Origin of the sequence: Streptomyces pilosus (assembly GCF_014649835.1) — a bacterium.
GTDB lineage: Bacteria > Actinomycetota > Actinomycetes > Streptomycetales > Streptomycetaceae > Streptomyces > Streptomyces pilosus.
This window is the reverse complement of sequence record NZ_BMTU01000003.1, coordinates 354,937-370,892: the sequence shown is the minus strand read 5'-3', so window position 1 is coordinate 370,892 and position 15,956 is coordinate 354,937. Positions and strand designations below refer to the sequence as shown.

Annotated in this window: 15 protein-coding genes; 5 read left to right on the top strand and 10 right to left on the bottom strand. The window is 74.1% G+C overall.

The genetic code is table 11. The annotated features are described in order from the left end of the window. Positions 1–2 precede the first annotated feature (2 nt). From IE118_RS10010 to IE118_RS09975, 8 genes are all read right to left on the bottom strand, one after another. Positions 3–3,245, bottom strand: a complete 3,243-nt coding sequence (locus tag IE118_RS10010) for a non-ribosomal peptide synthetase family protein (RefSeq protein ID WP_189557403.1) — start codon at positions 3,243–3,245, stop codon at positions 3–5. After that, complete coding sequence (locus tag IE118_RS10005; RefSeq protein WP_189557402.1) at positions 3,242–4,540, bottom strand: ATP-grasp domain-containing protein; 1,299 nt, start codon at positions 4,538–4,540, stop codon at positions 3,242–3,244. The genes IE118_RS10010 and IE118_RS10005 overlap by 4 nt, the downstream gene beginning before the upstream one ends. Beyond that, a complete protein-coding gene (gene argH, locus IE118_RS10000; RefSeq protein WP_189557401.1) occupies positions 4,537–6,006 on the bottom strand; it encodes an argininosuccinate lyase in 1,470 nt (489 codons plus the stop codon). The genes IE118_RS10005 and argH overlap by 4 nt, the downstream gene beginning before the upstream one ends. Beyond that, positions 6,003–7,076 (bottom strand): cysteine synthase family protein, encoded by a 1,074-nt coding sequence (locus tag IE118_RS09995; RefSeq protein WP_189557400.1) that lies wholly within the window; start codon positions 7,074–7,076, stop codon positions 6,003–6,005. The genes argH and IE118_RS09995 overlap by 4 nt, the downstream gene beginning before the upstream one ends. A gap of 161 nt (positions 7,077–7,237) precedes the next feature. After that, positions 7,238–8,200, bottom strand: coding sequence for an ATP-binding cassette domain-containing protein (locus IE118_RS09990; RefSeq protein ID WP_229846736.1), 963 nt, complete (start codon positions 8,198–8,200; stop codon positions 7,238–7,240). Between the two features lie 145 nt (positions 8,201–8,345). After that, positions 8,346–9,140 carry a helix-turn-helix transcriptional regulator gene (locus IE118_RS09985; protein ID WP_189557399.1) on the bottom strand — a complete coding sequence of 265 codons (795 nt, stop codon included), beginning with the start codon at positions 9,138–9,140 and terminating at the stop codon, positions 8,346–8,348. Positions 9,141–9,365: 225 nt separating this feature from the next. Further along, a complete protein-coding gene (locus IE118_RS09980; RefSeq protein ID WP_189557398.1) occupies positions 9,366–9,995 on the bottom strand; it encodes an HAD family acid phosphatase in 630 nt (209 codons plus the stop codon). Positions 9,996–10,312: 317 nt separating this feature from the next. Beyond that, positions 10,313–10,486 carry a CsbD family protein gene (locus tag IE118_RS09975; RefSeq protein WP_189557397.1) on the bottom strand — a complete coding sequence of 58 codons (174 nt, stop codon included), beginning with the start codon at positions 10,484–10,486 and terminating at the stop codon, positions 10,313–10,315. Between the two features lie 138 nt (positions 10,487–10,624). On the opposite strand from IE118_RS09975, the gene IE118_RS09970 reads away from it, so the two are divergent. Next, positions 10,625–10,795 (top strand): hydrophobic protein, encoded by a 171-nt coding sequence (locus IE118_RS09970; RefSeq protein ID WP_189557396.1) that lies wholly within the window; start codon positions 10,625–10,627, stop codon positions 10,793–10,795. A gap of 213 nt (positions 10,796–11,008) precedes the next feature. Here IE118_RS09970 and IE118_RS09965 read toward each other — a convergent pair whose 3' ends face one another. Further along, positions 11,009–11,443: an ATP-binding protein gene (locus IE118_RS09965; protein ID WP_189557395.1), complete on the bottom strand. Its 435-nt coding sequence runs from the start codon at positions 11,441–11,443 to the stop codon at positions 11,009–11,011. Between the two features lie 165 nt (positions 11,444–11,608). On the opposite strand from IE118_RS09965, the gene IE118_RS09960 reads away from it, so the two are divergent. Together IE118_RS09960 and IE118_RS09955 are read left to right on the top strand one after the other, a co-directional pair. Then, positions 11,609–12,136, top strand: coding sequence for a TspO/MBR family protein (locus tag IE118_RS09960; RefSeq protein ID WP_189557394.1), 528 nt, complete (start codon positions 11,609–11,611; stop codon positions 12,134–12,136). 176 nt (positions 12,137–12,312) lie between these two features. Beyond that, positions 12,313–13,086, top strand: a complete 774-nt coding sequence (locus IE118_RS09955) for a polysaccharide deacetylase family protein (RefSeq protein WP_189557393.1) — start codon at positions 12,313–12,315, stop codon at positions 13,084–13,086. Positions 13,087–13,128: 42 nt separating this feature from the next. Here the strand turns inward: IE118_RS09955 and IE118_RS09950 are convergent, their stop codons facing one another. Then, positions 13,129–14,640, bottom strand: a complete 1,512-nt coding sequence (locus IE118_RS09950) for a DUF5933 domain-containing protein (RefSeq protein ID WP_189557392.1) — start codon at positions 14,638–14,640, stop codon at positions 13,129–13,131. A 308-nt stretch (positions 14,641–14,948) separates the two neighbouring features. Here IE118_RS09950 and IE118_RS09945 point away from each other — a divergent pair, with 308 nt between their 5' ends. Next, on the top strand, positions 14,949–15,215 hold the full coding sequence (locus IE118_RS09945; RefSeq protein ID WP_189557391.1) for a GlsB/YeaQ/YmgE family stress response membrane protein: 267 nt from the start codon (positions 14,949–14,951) through the stop codon (positions 15,213–15,215). A 91-nt stretch (positions 15,216–15,306) separates the two neighbouring features. Further along, complete coding sequence (locus tag IE118_RS09940; protein ID WP_189557390.1) at positions 15,307–15,882, top strand: TerD family protein; 576 nt, start codon at positions 15,307–15,309, stop codon at positions 15,880–15,882. Positions 15,883–15,956: the final 74 nt, after the last annotated feature.

The following is a 15,956-nucleotide window of genomic DNA, read 5'->3' as shown; positions in this document are numbered from 1 at the left end:
TCCTAGGCCCGGGGTCCGGGCGATGTACGGCGGCCGCGTATCACGTGGGCGGTCTCCGCCGGCCGGGTGCTGACGAAGTAGTGTCCGCCCTGCGCCAGTTCGTGCAGCGCGACCCGGTCGGAGACCGCCTTCCAGCGGCCGTAGACGTCGGTGGCACCGGCGGTGGAGGCGTCGTCCCGGGCCACGACCACGTCCACCGGCGCGTCCAGCCGGTACCGTTCGCGGTCCTCGTGCAGCCGCATCAGGTGGCTGTTGGCGGTGAGCACGTCGTGCCGGTAGGCCCGGCCCACCACCTCGGCGCGCTCCGGCTTCAGGGAGTCCAGTTCCACGTAGGCGTTGTCGGCCCGCAGCCACGACAGCAGCGTGGCGGTGTCGGCGGCCGACGTCTCGGCGATCTCGGCGCGCAGCGCGTCGGGCTCCGCCGGCAGCAGGGCGCCGATGAAGACGCGCTCGACCGGCCGGCCGGCCCGCTCCAGCAGCCGTGCCGTCTCCAGGGCCGCCGCGGCGCCCGCGCAGTGCCCCCAGATCAGCACGGGCGTGGTGACCCGGGCGACGATCTCGTCCCGTACCCGCCGGGCGATGCCGGCGACGTCCAGCATCTCCTCGTCGGCGTCGGCGAGGTCGTGGCCGGGCGGCTCGACCGCCGCGACGGCGAACCCGTCGCGGCCCAGTTCGGCGGCGAGCGAGCGGAAGTTGACCGCGTTGCCACCGGCGTACGGGAAGCAGACCACCGTGTGGTGCGGGGCCCGGGGCGTGGCCAGCGGCTGCAGCAGCCCGGTGGCCGCGGTGCCCGCACCCCCCTCGCCGCGGGCGTCCAGGACCGCGGCCAGGTCGGCGAGGACGGGACTGCCGACGAGGTCCCGCAGGGACAGCACCCGGTCCAGGCGGACCAGCAGGCGCACCGCGGCCAGCGACGTGCCGCCCAGCTCGAAGAAGTCGTCGGTCCGGCCGATCCGCTCCAGCGGAACACCCAGCACCTCCGCCCACAGCATGGCGAGCCGCTGTTCGGCCGGCGTGCTGGGGGCCGCGTAGGCGGCACCGCCGTGGCCGAGGGTGCCGGCGAGCCGGACGAGCGCCTTCTTGTCGATCTTGCCGTTCTCGGTGAGCGGCAGCCGCTCCGTCTGGTGGAAGTAGGTGGGCACCATGTAGTCGGGCAGCAGACCGGCCAGGAAGTCGCGGACGCTCTCGACCGGCAGCTCCTCCACGCCCGCGTAGAACGCGACGAGGTTGCGCAGGTCGCCGGTGCCGCCGTCGATGACGACCGCGGCCTCCCGCACCCCGGGCACGGTCAGCAGCTTGTTCTCGATCTCGCCGATCTCGATGCGGAAGCCGCGGATCTTGACCTGTTCGTCGCGGCGGCCGAGGTACTCGATGCGGCCCTCGGGCAGCCAGCGGCCGAAGTCGCCGGTGCGGTACATCCGGGTGTGCGGCCGGAACGGGTCGGGGACGAACGCCTGCCGGGTCCGCTCCTCGTCGTTGACGTAGCCGCGCCCGACGCACACCCCGGAGAAGGCGATCTCGCCGGGGGAGCCGAGCGGCACCAGGGCCAGGTTCTCGTCGAGCACGTAGGTGTTGACGTTGCGCAGCGACCGGCCGACCGTCACGAAGTCCCGCTCCGGCAGCCCGTCCAGGACCTCGTGCATGGTGTCGTCGGAGACCTCGGTGGCCCCGTAGGCGTTGACCAGCCTGATGTGCGGGTAGCCGGCGAACCACCGCTGGACCAGCTCGTACTTGAGCGCCTCGCCGGTCACCGACACCGTGCGCAGCGCGCCGAGCGGGCGCGGGTGCTGTTCGAGGTGGGTGAGCAGCACCTCCAGGTAGGAGGGGACCACCTGGACGACGGTGACGCGGCCGTCGACGATCTCGTCGACGAAGCCCGCCACGTCGAGCTGGGTGTCGGTGTCCACGATCCGCACGGTGCCGCCGACCATGAGCGGGGCGGCGAACTGCCACAGCGAGATGTCGAAGCACTGGGAGGCGGTCTGGGTGACCACCTCGCCCGCTCCGGCGGCCATCCCCATGTCCTCGATCTTCATGTGGAGGTGGTTGAGCATCCCCGCGTGCTCGCACAGCGCCCCCTTGGGCGCGCCGGTCGAGCCGGAGGTGAAGTAGATGTACGCCGCCTGCCCCGGCGTCACCGGCACGTCGGGCGGCGTGGCGGGCACGTCCGGCCGGGCGAGGATCCCGGGGACGGACAGGACGGCGGGCGCGTCCGCCACGGCGTCGCGGGCACGGCGCGCCAGCTCCTCGCCGGCGGGGTCGGTCAGGGCGAAGCGGCAGGCGCTCCGCTCGAACTGGGTGGCCACCCGGTCCGCCGGGAAGTCGGGGCGGACCGGCAGGTAGACGCCGCCGGCCTTGAACACGCCGAGGGCGGCGGCGATCCAGTCCAGGGTGCGGTCCATCACGACGGCGACGACGTCCTCGGCGGCGGCGCCCGCCCCGATCAGCGTGTGGGCGATCCGGTTGGCCCGTTCGTCCAGCTCCCGGTAGGTCCAGCGCACACCGGCGTGCTCGGCGGCGACGGCGTCCGGGACGGACCGCACCCGCTCCTCGAACACGTCCACGAAGGTGTGGTGGGGCAGTTCGGCGCGCGGTCCGGCGAGCCCGTAGAGCTGCTTCTCGACCTCGCGTTCCGACAGCAGGCTCTGCCGGTGGTGCCGCTCACCGGGGCCGGCCGCCAGCAGGCGCAGCGCGGCCAGGTGGTACTGGGTCAGGCGCTCGGCGTGGTCCGCGTCGAGCGCGGCGCGGTCGTGCAGGAGACGCAGCGCCAGGCCGTACTCGTCCCGGCTCCACACCACCCGCAGCACCGGCGCGCCGTCCGCGTCCCCGGCTGCCGGGGCGGGTGCGTCGGCGAGCCCCGACAGGTCCAGGACCACCTCGGGGCGCCCCTCGGCCTCGTCCGCGCCGGCCTGCCCGGCCGGGGCGACGGCCGCGTGCGCGACCAGCTCCGCCCAGGTGGAGTTCTCCACCCTCAGCCGCAGCTGCCGGGCCGGGCCGGTGCCGCCCGGCGGCACGTACCCGACGCACAGGTCCCGCTCCGCCGCCACGGTCGCCAGGACGCGGGCGTGGGCGGCGGTGAGCAGGGCGGGCAGCCCGGCGCCCAGGTGGGCGGCGCGGTCCTCGAGGTCCCGGGTGAGGTGCTCGGGGAGCCGGGTGCCGTGGACCCCGGTCCCCTCCTCCCGGGCGGACGGTGCCGTCCACCGCGGAACCCTGGTGAACGCCTGGTTGTTCGCGTGCTCTGTCATCGGCCCCCGACTCCTTCTCCCGGCGCTGCCGGATCCTCCAGCTCGACCCTGACCAACCGCGCGGCGTCCGCCGCGCGTCGTGCGGCCTGTGCCGCGTCCGCTCCGGTGGCGACCACGCAGGCCAGCCGGTCCTGGAACGAGTGCGTGATGCGTACGGTCCGCCCCTTGGCGGTGCCGGCCGTCACCGCCACCACACCGGGCGACGCCTCGGCGTCGGTGAGTCCGGTGATGCCGGTGACGTGCCCCTCCCGGCCGGCGGACAGGAAGCGCACCGCCGCGTGCCCGGCGCCGGCCGTGGGCTGCGGGGCGGGCAGGCCGGCCGACCTGGCGATCACCGTGTCCACCAGGTCGGTGCCGAGGGCGGCCCGGAGGGCGACCGGGATCATGCCGCCGGCCAGGCGCGGGTTGACCTCGATCACCACCGGCCCGGCGGCGGTCAGCCGCAGCTCGGTGTGGGCGGCGCCCCAGCCGAGGCCGAGCGCGGCCAGCGCCGCCAGGGCGGTCGCGGCGAGCGCGTCCGCGTCCCGGCGGGGCAGCGGGGCGGGGATGTCGTGCCCGGTCTCGACGAAGTACGGCGGCGCCCCGGTGTGCTTGGCGACGACGGCGACCACCCTGTCGTCGAACGTCTCCACGGAGAACTCGGGGCCTGCCACGGCCGCCTCGACGAGGACGCGGGCCGCGACCGGATGTCCGCGCTCGTCGGCGCCCCGGTCCAGCAGCCGCTCTGCCCAGGCCAGGGTCTCGTCCCGGTCGCGGCACAGGCGGACCCCGACCGAGCCGGAGCCGCTGACCGGCTTGAGCACCACGGGATGGCCGATCGCGTCGGCGGCCCGTACCGCCCCGGCCGCGTCGGAGGCGGCCGTGAAGGCGGGCACCGGTACCCCGGCGGCCGCGAGCGCGGTGCGCTGCCGTTCCTTGTCCCGGCAGCGGGCGACGGCGTCGCCGTCCGCGGCGGGCAGCCCGAGGGCGGCCGCGGCGCGTGCGGCGGCGGCGACGAAGTACTCGGAGCTGGAGGCGACGCCCGCCAGCCCGGCCCCGTCGGCGGCGAGCCGGGCGCAGCAGTCGAGGACCGCGTCCGGGTCGGCGCTGTCCAGCACCCGCACGTCGAGGCCGTCCTCGGCCGCGTACGGGTAGCGGCCGGGGTCCCGGGTCAGCAGCACCGGGCGCATGCCCCGGGCGCGGGCCGCCGCGCAGAACGCGCGTCCCGTTCCGGTGGTGTTGCTCTCCAGGAACGCGAACCACGGCCCGTCGGGCCGGGGTCCGTTCCCTGCGTCATGCGGTTCACGCGCGCTCACGGCGCACCCTCCGTTCCCTGTCCGCGGGCCACCAGGGCCCGGACCGTCTCCTCCAGACGCCGTCGTGCCCGGCCGGTCACCGCCCGCCGCCCGGCGAGCCGGTCGCAGTGCCCTGCGAGCCGTTCCCGCAGGACGCGCACGATCCGGTCGCACTCCCCCGGGCCGCCGCCGCGGTCGTGGGCGTCGACCACCTCGGGCAGCGGCGGCAGTTCGATGCCGGCGGCGGTGCCGCCGGGCGGGGTGATCTCCCCCAGCTCCGTCGCGCCGGCCTCGACGGCCTCCCGCACGGCCTCCCCGACGACGTGGTGGGCGGTGCGGAACGGCACGCCCTGCGCGACGAGCCGGTTGGCGACCACGGTGGCCGTCACGAAGCCCTCCCGCGCCCGCCGCTCCATCCGGTCCGCGACGGGCCGCGCCCCGCCGGCCAGGGACTGGCTCAGCAGCACGGAGTCCCGTACGGCGGCCAGCGCGGGCCAGACCGCGGACACCGCCTCGGTGCCCACTTCGATGGAGTTGGTGAAGGGCGTCGACTTCATCGCGCCGGCCGCGGCCGTCCAGCCGCCCACCGCGAGGGCCGCCTTGGCCTTGACGTGCTCCAGCAGGAAGGCGTTGCGCTTCTGCGGCATGGCGGAGCTGCCGCCGACCAGCCGCTCGGGGAACTCCAAGAAGCCGAACTCCTGGGTGCTCCACAGCTGGAGGTCGGTCGCCAGCCGGCTGAGGGTCAGGGCCGCCGAGGCCGCGGCGGCCACCGCGCGCAGCGGGATGTCACGGGCCGCGACGGCGTCCGTGGCGTGCAGCGGACCGTCCCGGAAGCCGAGCAGCCCGGCGGTGCGGGCCGGGTCGATGGGCAGGTCGGTGCCGGCCACCGCGCCGGCGCCCAGGGGGCACCGGTCGAGCTGGGCGAGGACGTGGTGCAGGGCGTCGGCGTCCCGGTCCAGGGCGGTGGCGATCCCGGCCAGGTAGTAGCCGTAGCCGACCGGCATCGCCGGCTGGAAGTGGGTGTAGACGGGCATGACCACCGAGCGGTGCGCCCGGGCCCGGGCCAGCAGCACCGCCTGGAGCCGCAGCAACTCGCCGAGCAGATCGGTGAGTTCCGCGCGCAGCCGCAGGGCGGTGACGGTGGCCTTGAGGTCGTTGCGGGAGCGTCCGGTGTGCAGCTTCCCGCCCACGTCGGCGCCGAGTTCGGCCGCCAGGTGACCCTCGTACATCAGGTAGAGGCCGCGGGGCGCGGGCAGGTCGTACAGGGCGCGGAAGCCGTCGGCGCGCAGGTCGGTGATCCGCCGCAGCAGAGCGGCCGCCGCGTCCCGCGGCAGCAGTCCGCACTCGGTGAGCATCACCACGTGGGCCAGGTCGACGGTGGTGGTGGCGCCCAGCTCCTCGCGGATGTCGGCGGGCCCGCTCTCGCCGTAGACGAGCCGCCGGGTGCGGGGGCCGAGGGTCCGGGTGAGCCGTCCGGTGGCCGTCACGACCGGGCCCGATCGGGCAGCGGCCGGCCGGTGCGGGGCACGGCGCCCGGCACCTCGTCGTAGGCGCGGCGGGCCCAGGCGAAGCGCGTCCAGTGCTCCCCCGCCTCGGCGGGCGACGCCACGGTGAGGGGCTCGGCGGGCAGGGCGTCCAGGCGCAGGCCGTTGTCGGCGAGCCAGCTGTCGTCGTACACGGTGGCCTGGTAGCGGTAGCCCTCGTCGGGCAGCATCACCACACCCAGCCGGTCCGGGTGCCGGTCGGCCCACCACTGGGCGACCAGGTGGGCCGCGCCGCTCGTCGGGCCCTGGAAGAGCGCGTGGCGGGCGTGCAGCAGGCGGGTCTGGGTGTACGCCTCGGCCGCGGAGCACCAGTGGACCTCGTCGAAGACGGTGTGGTCGAGGTTGGACGGCCACAGGCTGTTGCCCAGTCCGCGCAGGCCGCGCGGCCCGTCGGCCTGCCCGAAGAGGACGCTGCGGTGGCTGTCGACACCGAGGGCGAGGGTGTGCGGGGTGCGCTCGCGCAGGGCCCGGACGGTGCCGCACATCGAACCGCCGGAGCCGACGGGGCCGATGACGCAGTCGACGTCCCCGAGGGTCTGGTGCAGCATCTCGGCGACCACCCCGTAGGAGCGGGGGTTGTCCTCGTTGGTGTACTGCTCGGGGCAGAAGGAGTCGGGGAGCCCGGCGCGGATCTCGGCGAGGCGGCGCAGCCGGGCCTCCTGGTAGCCGCCGACCGGGGCGGGCTCCCGGCAGATCTCCACGCGGGCACCGAGGTCGGTCAGTCTCCGGTACAGGTTCGGGTCGATCGCCGGGTCGCTGACCAGGATCAGCGGACGCTCCATCAGCGCGCACTGCATGGCGAGGGCGAGACCGAAGGTGCCCGACGTCGTCTCCACCACCACGGTGCCCGCGCCCAGTTCACCCCGCTGCTCGGCCCGCTTCAGGATGTAGTGGGCCGGCAGCAGTTTCATCAGGGTGAAGACGGCGCCGTACAGGTTGGGGCCTAGCCGGACGAGGCGCGGGATCATCTGCGCCTCGGTGATCGAGGGGTAGGTCGCGGTGGTCACCGTCATGGGAGCTCCCAGGGGATGCGGCGCGGACCGGCGCGCCCGTGCCGGATTCCGGGGGGCGGGCCGACGGGGCCGGGGGTCGTGGTGTGATCCGGTAGAGGATCCAGAGGTTCACTGGTGCGGCCTTTCGGCCGGGTCGGCGGCGGATCGGGCGGGGCGGCGGATCAGGAGGCGACCGGCACCCCGGCCGCGGGCTCGGCACCCTCCGCCAGTGCCAGGTAGACGTCGTCGAGGGTCGGCTCGGTCAGGGAGATCTCCTTGATGGTGACCCCGGCCTCGTCGAGGGCCCGGACGACCGCGGCGAGGGCGGCCGACTCCCGCACCGGCACGGCGACCGTCCCGTCCGGCTCGCCCGGCGCGGTCGGAAGACCGGCCCGCCGCAGCGCGTCGGACGCCGCCGCCCCCTGGCCCGGTTCGGCGAGCCGGGCCCGTACGGTGGCACCGCCGAGGTGCCCCTTGAGCTCGGCCACGGTCCCGTCGGCGATGGTCCGGCCGTGTCCGAGCACGATGACGCGGTCGGCGAGCTGCTCGGCCTCTTCCAGGTACTGGGTGGTCAGCAGGACGGTGGTGCCCTCGGCGACACAGGAGCGGACCAGGTCCCACAGGCCGGCGCGGCTGACCGGGTCGAGTCCGGTGGTGGGTTCGTCGAGGAAGAGCACCTGCGGGCTGCCGACGAAACTGCTGGCGAGGTCGAGGCGGCGGCGCATCCCGCCCGAGTAGGTGCGGGCCGGCCGGTCGGCCGCGGCGTTCAGGTCGAAGGCGTCCAGGAGCTGCCCCGCCCGCTGCCGGGCCTCGGTCCGGTGCGCGCCGAGCAGCCGGGCGACGAGGATCAGGTTGTCCCGGCCGGAGAGGTTCTCGTCCACGGCGGCGAACTGCCCGGTCAGCCCGATGCGCCGGCGCACCTCGCGGGGCTCGCGCACCACGTCGTACCCGGCGACGCGGGCCGTGCCCGAGGTGGGCGGCAGCGCGGTGGCGAGAATGCTGACCAGGGTGCTCTTGCCCGCCCCGTTGTGCCCGAGCAGGCAGAGCACCTTTCCCTTTTCCATGCGGAAACTGACGCCGTCGAGCGCCCGCGCACCGCCGAAGGACCGGCCTATGTCCATCGCTTCGATCATCACGCTGTTCACCGGATGCCATTCCTCGCAGAGACCGGGCGGATAGGGAGGGTAAGAACTCCGAGATTGCGGACTGCGGACTACTGAATCAAGGACTGCGCAATTCCTACATTTCCCGGGCCGTGCGCGGCAAGAAGCGCTACAGCAAGCTGCCAATTCAGCCGGCGTCCCGCTGCGGGCGGGGGGCCGTCGCCGGCGGCAGCAGGCCGAGTTCCGCGGCCCGCACGCCCGCCTGGAAGCGGGAAATGGCACCGAGTTCCCGGGTGATCTCGGCGACGTTGCGGCGGTAGGTGCGCACCGACATGCCGAGCTCCCGGGCCGCGACCTCGTCGGTGCGCCCGGAGCTGAGGGCCAGCAGGATCTGCCGGGCCACGTCGCTGCGCGTGCGGCCGGACAGCCGGCGGTGGTCGGCCAGCGGGGCGCTGCCGTTCCAGGACGCCGCGAACAGTGTGCGCAGGTGGCGCAGCAGGGCCGGCGCCCGCATCACCAGGGCCTCCCGGGCCGGGCCCGCCGACGGCCCGGCGGACCGGCACCACATGACGCCGACCAGGCCGTCGGCGAGCACCATGTCCTGCAGGGGCGCCCCGGCGAGCCGGACCTGGACCGCCGGGGCGTACTTGTCGAGGCGCTCCAGGAACAGGCGGTCCTCCAGCACGGCGAGGCGGGCGAGGAGCCGGACGTCGACGCCGCGCGCCGCGGCGCGGCCCAGGGCGGCGACGAGCGGGGCGGTCTCCTCGCCGTGGCGGCCGGAGAGCACCACCACCAGCGAGCGGGTCGCGCAGTCCACCACCTGCTCGGCGGTCTCCGTCCCCTCCCCGGGCTCCAGGGCGGTCAGCAGCTGGCCTTCGTTGCGGTGGCGGTCGACGGCGGACTCGACCAGTCTGCGGGCTTCGAGAAGCATCTTCTCTATTTCCCCGCCGGTCAGGTCCTCGGTGACAGAAGCGCTCGGCACGACTCCCCCTGATATGTGAGTCAATTCATCCGTTCAGGAGGGTTCGAGGATCGTGTCGTCAGGATGGAACGGAATGCACGGCAGGACGCCGCGCATTCCGTTGAAACCCCCGTTTCCCCCAGCGCCTACACCGTAGGATCGGCCGTCTCGGCGGGTCAAACAGTTGCAGGATGAAGCAAACGTGGGCACGTGCTCAGGGCATAACCAGGGGTTCGGGGCTCCGCGTCAGGACAGCTCGCCGTCGTAGTCGGGCAGCTTGAAGGTGCGCTCGGCGTGCCCGCCCACGAGGTCGGTCGTGTTGTTGCCGATGTTCGCGATGATCGCGTACCCCTTGGCCTCGATCTCGGCCCGCTTGGCCGTCTTGAACTCGGCCGCGCTGCCGAACAGGTCGAGCAGCGACCGCTGGTAGAGGCCCGCCACCGGGTAGCCGACCGAGGTGAGGTTGGACTTGGTGACCACCTCGAGCAGGTCGGGCCGCGCGGTGACGAAGAAGATCGCCACCCCGCGGTCGTTCGCGTAGCGGGCGAGGTCGAGCACGGGCGCGACGGCCGGGGTGGGCGGGAACAGGTGGAAGTGCGTCTCCAGGGAGGTGTTGTCGATGTCGAGGACGATCGCCTGCCTGGCACCGCCCGCCCCGGCCGTGCGCTGCTCCACGTACGGCCGCGCCTGGTCGATGACCGCCTTGACGTCCGCCTGCCACGTCGCGTAGTCCACCGAGGCCGCCGCGGCGGCGGCCGGCCGCTCCTGCGGTGCCGCCGACGCCGGTACGGCGACCGTCCCCGACACGCCCAGCACCGTCAGCGATACGGCCGCCAGGGCGGTCCCGAGGCGTGTGGTGCGAATTGCCGCGCTCATGCTTCCTCCGTTCTCGGGCCGCGGCCGACGGCCGCGGTCGGCCAGGAACGTAGGACGGACGCCGGGGCGACGGCGACGCCCGTGACCACAACCGGTGCGGCAGGCGCCCGCACGGGCGCGAAATCACCGGCGGAGGCGGCCGGTTCCCGCCGCGACACCGGCTGACCCCGCAGCTAGCTGCCAGGGCGGAGGGCGCCCGGCCGCGCACGCGGCTCACGGCAGACGGGACGGGGCGGCGCTCCGTGCGCACGCGCACCAAAGGGGCTGCCCCGGGTCCTCGACCCGGGGCAGCCCCTTTCCGCGTGCGCGCGGAGGTGTCAGTGCTTGAAGGCGTCCTTCGCCTTCTCCTTCGACTCGCGGGCATCGCCCTTGCTCTTCTTGGCCTGCCCCTCGGCTGCCATGCGGTCGTTCCCGGTGGCGTTGCCCAGGGCCTCCTGCGCCTTGCCCTGCGCCTGCTCGGTCTTCGCCTTGGCCTTCTCGCCGGCACTCATGGAACACGCCTCCTCGTAGCGTTCTTGCCGCTGTCGTGGTGGACTTCGGGTGCCCCCACTTCTCCTTCACAAACAAGGCCGTATCGAGGAGTGAGGGAGCCGACCGAGGGCAAACGGTGGCCCAGGAGGTTGATAACTATGGTTCCCCTGCTGCTGGTTCTGCTGCTCGCCCTCATTCTCTTCGGCGCCGGTTTCGCCGTGAAGATCCTCTGGTGGATCGCCATCGCCGTCCTGGTGATCTGGCTGCTCGGCTTCGTCATGCGCTCCACGTCGGCCGGCGGTGGTCGCGGCCGCTGGTACCGATGGTGAGACGTCCAGGCGTCCCACCACGCCCGTGAAGGGCCCGGCCACCACGGTGGCCGGGCCCTCGGCGTGTTCACGCGCCCCGAAGGCCCGGGCAGCCGGGTGCCGGGGCGCCTGAGCGCCGGGGGGCCGGAGCGCCGGGGGCCCGGAGCGCCGGGGGGCCGGAGCGCCGGGGCGGCGGGCCGCCACCCCGGGCTCTCCCGGGCCCCCGGGTCGGGTTCAGGCGAGGTTCATGCGGGCCATGACCTGCTTGCCGATCCGCAGCCGGCTGGTGTGCAGGTACTCGCACAGACGGGTGACCAGCAGCAGACCGTGGCCGCCGATGCGGTGCGGGTCACGCGGCCGCACGACGGGCGGGTGCGGGGAGCTGTCACGGACGGCGATGTCGAGGCGGTCCGCACCGGGCGCCAGGACGAGCAGGAGCGCGCCCGGGCCCGGTGCGTGACGGACCGCGTTCGTGACCAGCTCACTGACCACCAGGTGGGCGCCGAGGGCCGACTCGTGGTCCGCGCGGCGGCCGGCGCGCGCCAGCAGGGCGCTCACCGCGTCCCGGGCGTCGGCGATGGGGACGCCGCTCAGGTCCCAGGCGGTGGTGAAGCGCAGCGGTTCCGGCCGGGCCGCGTTCCCGGCCCGCGTCATGAGCGGGATGACCATGGAAGTGTCTCCGTCATTGCTCGATCGACGCCCCTCTGATCACGGATTGTCGTCTTCGATGGCGTTCGCTTACCCAATGTGTCCGTATCCATGAGTCTCCTGCGCCGAATGCGGTGTCCGACGGCGCTCGGGAACGCCGGGGGTGTCGGCGGGTACCCGTTCCGGATGAGGCTCATCACTGGACATGCGCGTCCGTCCGGCCGTGCCGGGTGGACGGCCGGCTCCGCCGCCGCCGTGACGGCCGCGGCGGTGGCCGGCGCCCGGGCGGTCGACGCCGACAGCACCTGGTACCGGTCCCTGGACAAGCCGGCCTGGCAGCCGCCGGGCTGGGCCTTCGGCGCCGTGTGGACCCCTCTGTACGCGACCGTCGCCTGGAGCGCGGGGCGCGGGCTGAGCAGGACCCGCGGCCGGCAGCGCACGCGGCTGGCCACGGCCCTGGCGGTGAACCTGGTGCTCAACGCGGGCTGGAACCACGCGTTCTTCCGCCGGCGCAGTCCGCGCGCCGGGCTGGCCGGCACCCTGGCGCTCGACCTCAGCAACGCCCACCTCGTCCGCCGGATGGCCGGCGCGGACCGCACCGCCGCCGCCGCACTGGCCCCCTACGCGGCCTGGTGCCTGTTCGCGACCGCCCTGAACGCCTCCCTGGTCCGGCGCAACCCGGCCGCCGGAGCCGGCCCCTCGGCCGGGCCGTAGCCCCGCGGGGTACGCCCGGCGTCCGTGCCGCCGCGGGCGCGCCGCCGTTGTCCGCGAACCCCTGCGGAATCGTCCGTGATCGGTAACGGACGCATCCGCGGCCGCCCCTCCCCCGTCCCCCCAGGTGGTTCCCCGGTGGACGCGGGGTGGAGCGACGGTGCGGAGGCGGGGCGGACATGGCGCGGCACGGTGGTGGGCGGGGCTGGTACGGGAAGGTGGCCGGTGCGGCACTCGGGGTGACGGCGCTGGCCGTCGGCGCCTCGGTGTGGACCGCCGAGGCCGGTGTCACGAGCGGCCCGCCGCCGCAGGCGGCCGCGTCCGCCTCGCCGGCCGGCGGCGTCGGGCGCGTCCAGGAGACGATCGTGCACGCCTCCGACGCGGGGCCGCGCGGCGTCAACCTCACCATCGACGACGGCCCCGACCCCGCATGGACCCCCCAGGTGCTCGACCTGCTGCGCGAGCACGGCGTCCGGGCGACCTTCTGCGTGACCGGCATCCAGGCCGAGGCCCACCCGGACCTGGTGAAGGACGTGGTCGCGGCCGGGCACCGGCTGTGCAACCACTCCGTCTCGCACGACACCACCATGGACCGCAAGCCCGAGGCCTACCAGAAGCAGCAGATCCTCGACGCCGAACGCACGATCACCGAGGCGTCCGGGGGAGTGCGGCCGTTGTACTACCGGGCACCCGGCGGCGCCTTCACGCCCTACAGCCGCGAGCTGGCCGCCTCCCGGGGCATGCGACCGCTGGGCTGGAACGTGGACACCAAGGACTTCGAGCGGCCCGGCGCGGACGCCATCGTCGCCACGGTCGAACGGGAGCTGCCGAACGGGCCGACCCTCCTCTTCCACGACGCGGGCGGTGACCGCTCCCAGACCGTCGACGCGCTGCGCCGCATCCTCCCCCGGCTCAAGGAGCAGGGGTACACCTTCGGATTCCCGGTGCGCTGACTCCCCGCGCACCGGGCGTCCGGCCGTCCCGTTCCCGGTGGCTCACGTGCGGTCGACCGCGTCGGGGGCGCGTTCGACCGGCGCGGGGTCGGCGGGCGCCGGCACCACGGGCCCGGCGGGGGCCGGCGGCACCGGACCCGCGGGTGCCGGCACCACGGCCCGGGCGGGCTCCGGTGCCGGCTCCGGTGCCGGTCCCGTGCCGGGGTCAGGCACCGGCACGGTGTCCCGCGACCACGCCCCGGTGACCCGCACGTAGCGGTACACCACGGACGCCGTCGCCAGGAGGAGCAGGGGGCCGGCCAGCCACGGCAGCCGGGCCATCTCCACGGGCAGCCAGCGGTACGACAGCAGCAGCGCGGTGAAGACCACGGCGCCGTGCGCGGCCAGCAGCAGCCCCGCGCGGTCCGGGCCGCGGTCGTAGGCGCGCAGCGCCGCCTCGATCGTGAGGGTGAAGACGACACCGGCGAGCAGGTCCACGCCGTAGTGGTAGCCGAAGCCCAGCGTCGCGCAGAGGGTGGCGACCAGCCAGAACGTTCCGGCGTGGCGCAGCAGGCGCGGGCCCCCGCGGGTGTGGATGAAGATGGCGACGGCCCACGCCGTGTGCAGGCTCGGCATGCAGTTGCGCGGGGTGATCTCGTCGAACGGCATGGGCCGCGGGCTGTCGGCCGGCGGCAGGGTGTCCGGCCACAGGTCACCCACGGACCAGGGGACGGTGGGGGGCATGTCCGGGGCCCACAGGCTGATGGCGGACCAGTGGGCGGTGCCCGTGCCGTAGGCGAAGAGCGGGCCGACCACCGGGAAGATCATGTAGAACGCCGGGCCGACGAGGCCGATCACCAGGAACGTGCGCACCAGGTGGTGGCGCGGGAAGCGGCGTTCGACCGCGACGCGGCGCAGTTGGTACAGCGCGGCGACGACCGCGGCGACCGCGAGATTGCCGTAGACGAAGTCGAGGACGTTGAAACCGACGGCACCGGTGGCCTCCACGACCCGGCCCACCAGCCAGGACGGGTTGCCCAGCGCGTGGTCGGCGGCGGCCAGGTACGGGTCGAGCACCATCGGGCGGGTCTTGGAGGTGATGAGCAGCCAGGTGTCGCCGGTCTTGCGGCCGGCCATCAGCAGCAGGGCCAGGCCGACGCCCTTCAGCAGCAGGGTGCGGTCCGGGCCGGTGCGGCGGGTGACGGCGACGACCGCGACGCCCAGGGTCACCCACAGGGCACCGTTGCCGAAGGGGTGGCCGCCGGCCGTGTCGATGCCGGCGGCCCACCGGACCGCGACGAAGGCGAGGTCGATGCCGACGGCCGCGCCCAGCGCGACGAACCGTTCCCGCCGGGTGAGCACCACCGTCATCAGGGCCATGGAGGCGTACAGCAGGCCCCCCGACTTGGGGGCGTGGATCACTTCGCGCGCCTGGAGGGTGATCGGCCCCGGGGTGCCGTAGTGGCGCGCGGCCACCTCCAGCCCGATGAGGAAGCCGAGGGTCACGAGGGCGGCCAGGGACCACAGCACGGTCCGTAACCGGCGCCACACCGGGACCGTGACGGCCCCGGTCATCCCGCTGGCCCCGGTCGTCCCGGATATTCGTCTGCGCTGAACGTTCTGCGGCGGTATGTGTCTCAACTTCTGTCAGCTTTGTTAGAGGGTGCTCGCGTCGGGGCGGATATCGTCCCACCTTCTGATCGGGACCGTGCCCTTCCCGCCCGGAACAGCCGGTCGGAAGCAAGACGCGAGCAGCGCACCGCGCGTTCCGCCGGCCTCCCGCCCCACCGGTCGCCCACCCCTTCGCCCTCTACACCGATGTAGAAGATAGGGTGGGGGCACCGCCTCGCACGAACACGGCGGTGGAACGGAGCGTCGGAGAGATGAGCATCGTCGCCTGGCTGGTCCTGGGACTCCTCGCGGGAGCGATCGCCAAGCTGATCCTGCCCGGGCGTGATCCGGGCGGCTGCGTCGGCACCACGGTCATCGGCATCGCCGGCGCCTTCCTGGGCGGCTGGCTGTCCGCCGAGTTCCTCGACCGGCCGGTGCGGCGGGAGTTCTTCGACGCGGCGACCTGGGGCTCCGCCGTCGTGGGCGCCCTCGTCCTGCTGATCGCCTACCGCCTGCTGTTCGGCAGGTCCCGGAACTGACCGGCCCCTCAGGACGTCTTCCAAGTCCTCGATACCCCTGGTCCCGGCCGGCGCACGGACGGTGACCACACCTGCCGAGAAGGAGTACGCAATGGGAATCTCCCTGGCCAAGGGCGGCAACGTCTCGCTCAGCAAGGAGGCACCGGGCCTGACCGCCGTGCTGGTCGGCCTGGGCTGGGACGTACGCACCACGACCGGTACCGACTACGACCTCGACGCCTCGGCCCTGCTCCTCGACGCGTCGGGCAAGGTACTCTCCGACGGGCACTTCGTCTTCTACAACAACCTCACCAGCCCCGACGGCTCGGTCGAGCACACCGGTGACAACCTCACCGGCGAGGGCGAGGGCGACGACGAGGCGGTCAAGGTGAACCTCGCCGCCGTGCCCGGCACCGTCGACCGGATCGTCTTCCCGGTCTCCATCCACGACGCGGAGAACCGCGGCCAGAGCTTCGGCCAGGTCCGCAACGCCTTCATCCGGGTCGTCAACCAGGCCAACAACGTGGAGATCGCCCGCTACGACCTGTCCGAGGACGCCTCGACGGAGACCGCCATGGTCTTCGGCGAGCTGTACCGCAACGGCAGCGAGTGGAAGTTCCGGGCCGTCGGGCAGGGCTACGCCTCGGGACTGGCGGGCATCGCCGCCGACTTCGGCGTCAACGTCTGATCCGGCCGGCGGGTCTGTGACAGACCCGCCATATCGGATCTTCACGGCACCGGGCAGACTCGGGGCCGTAGTTC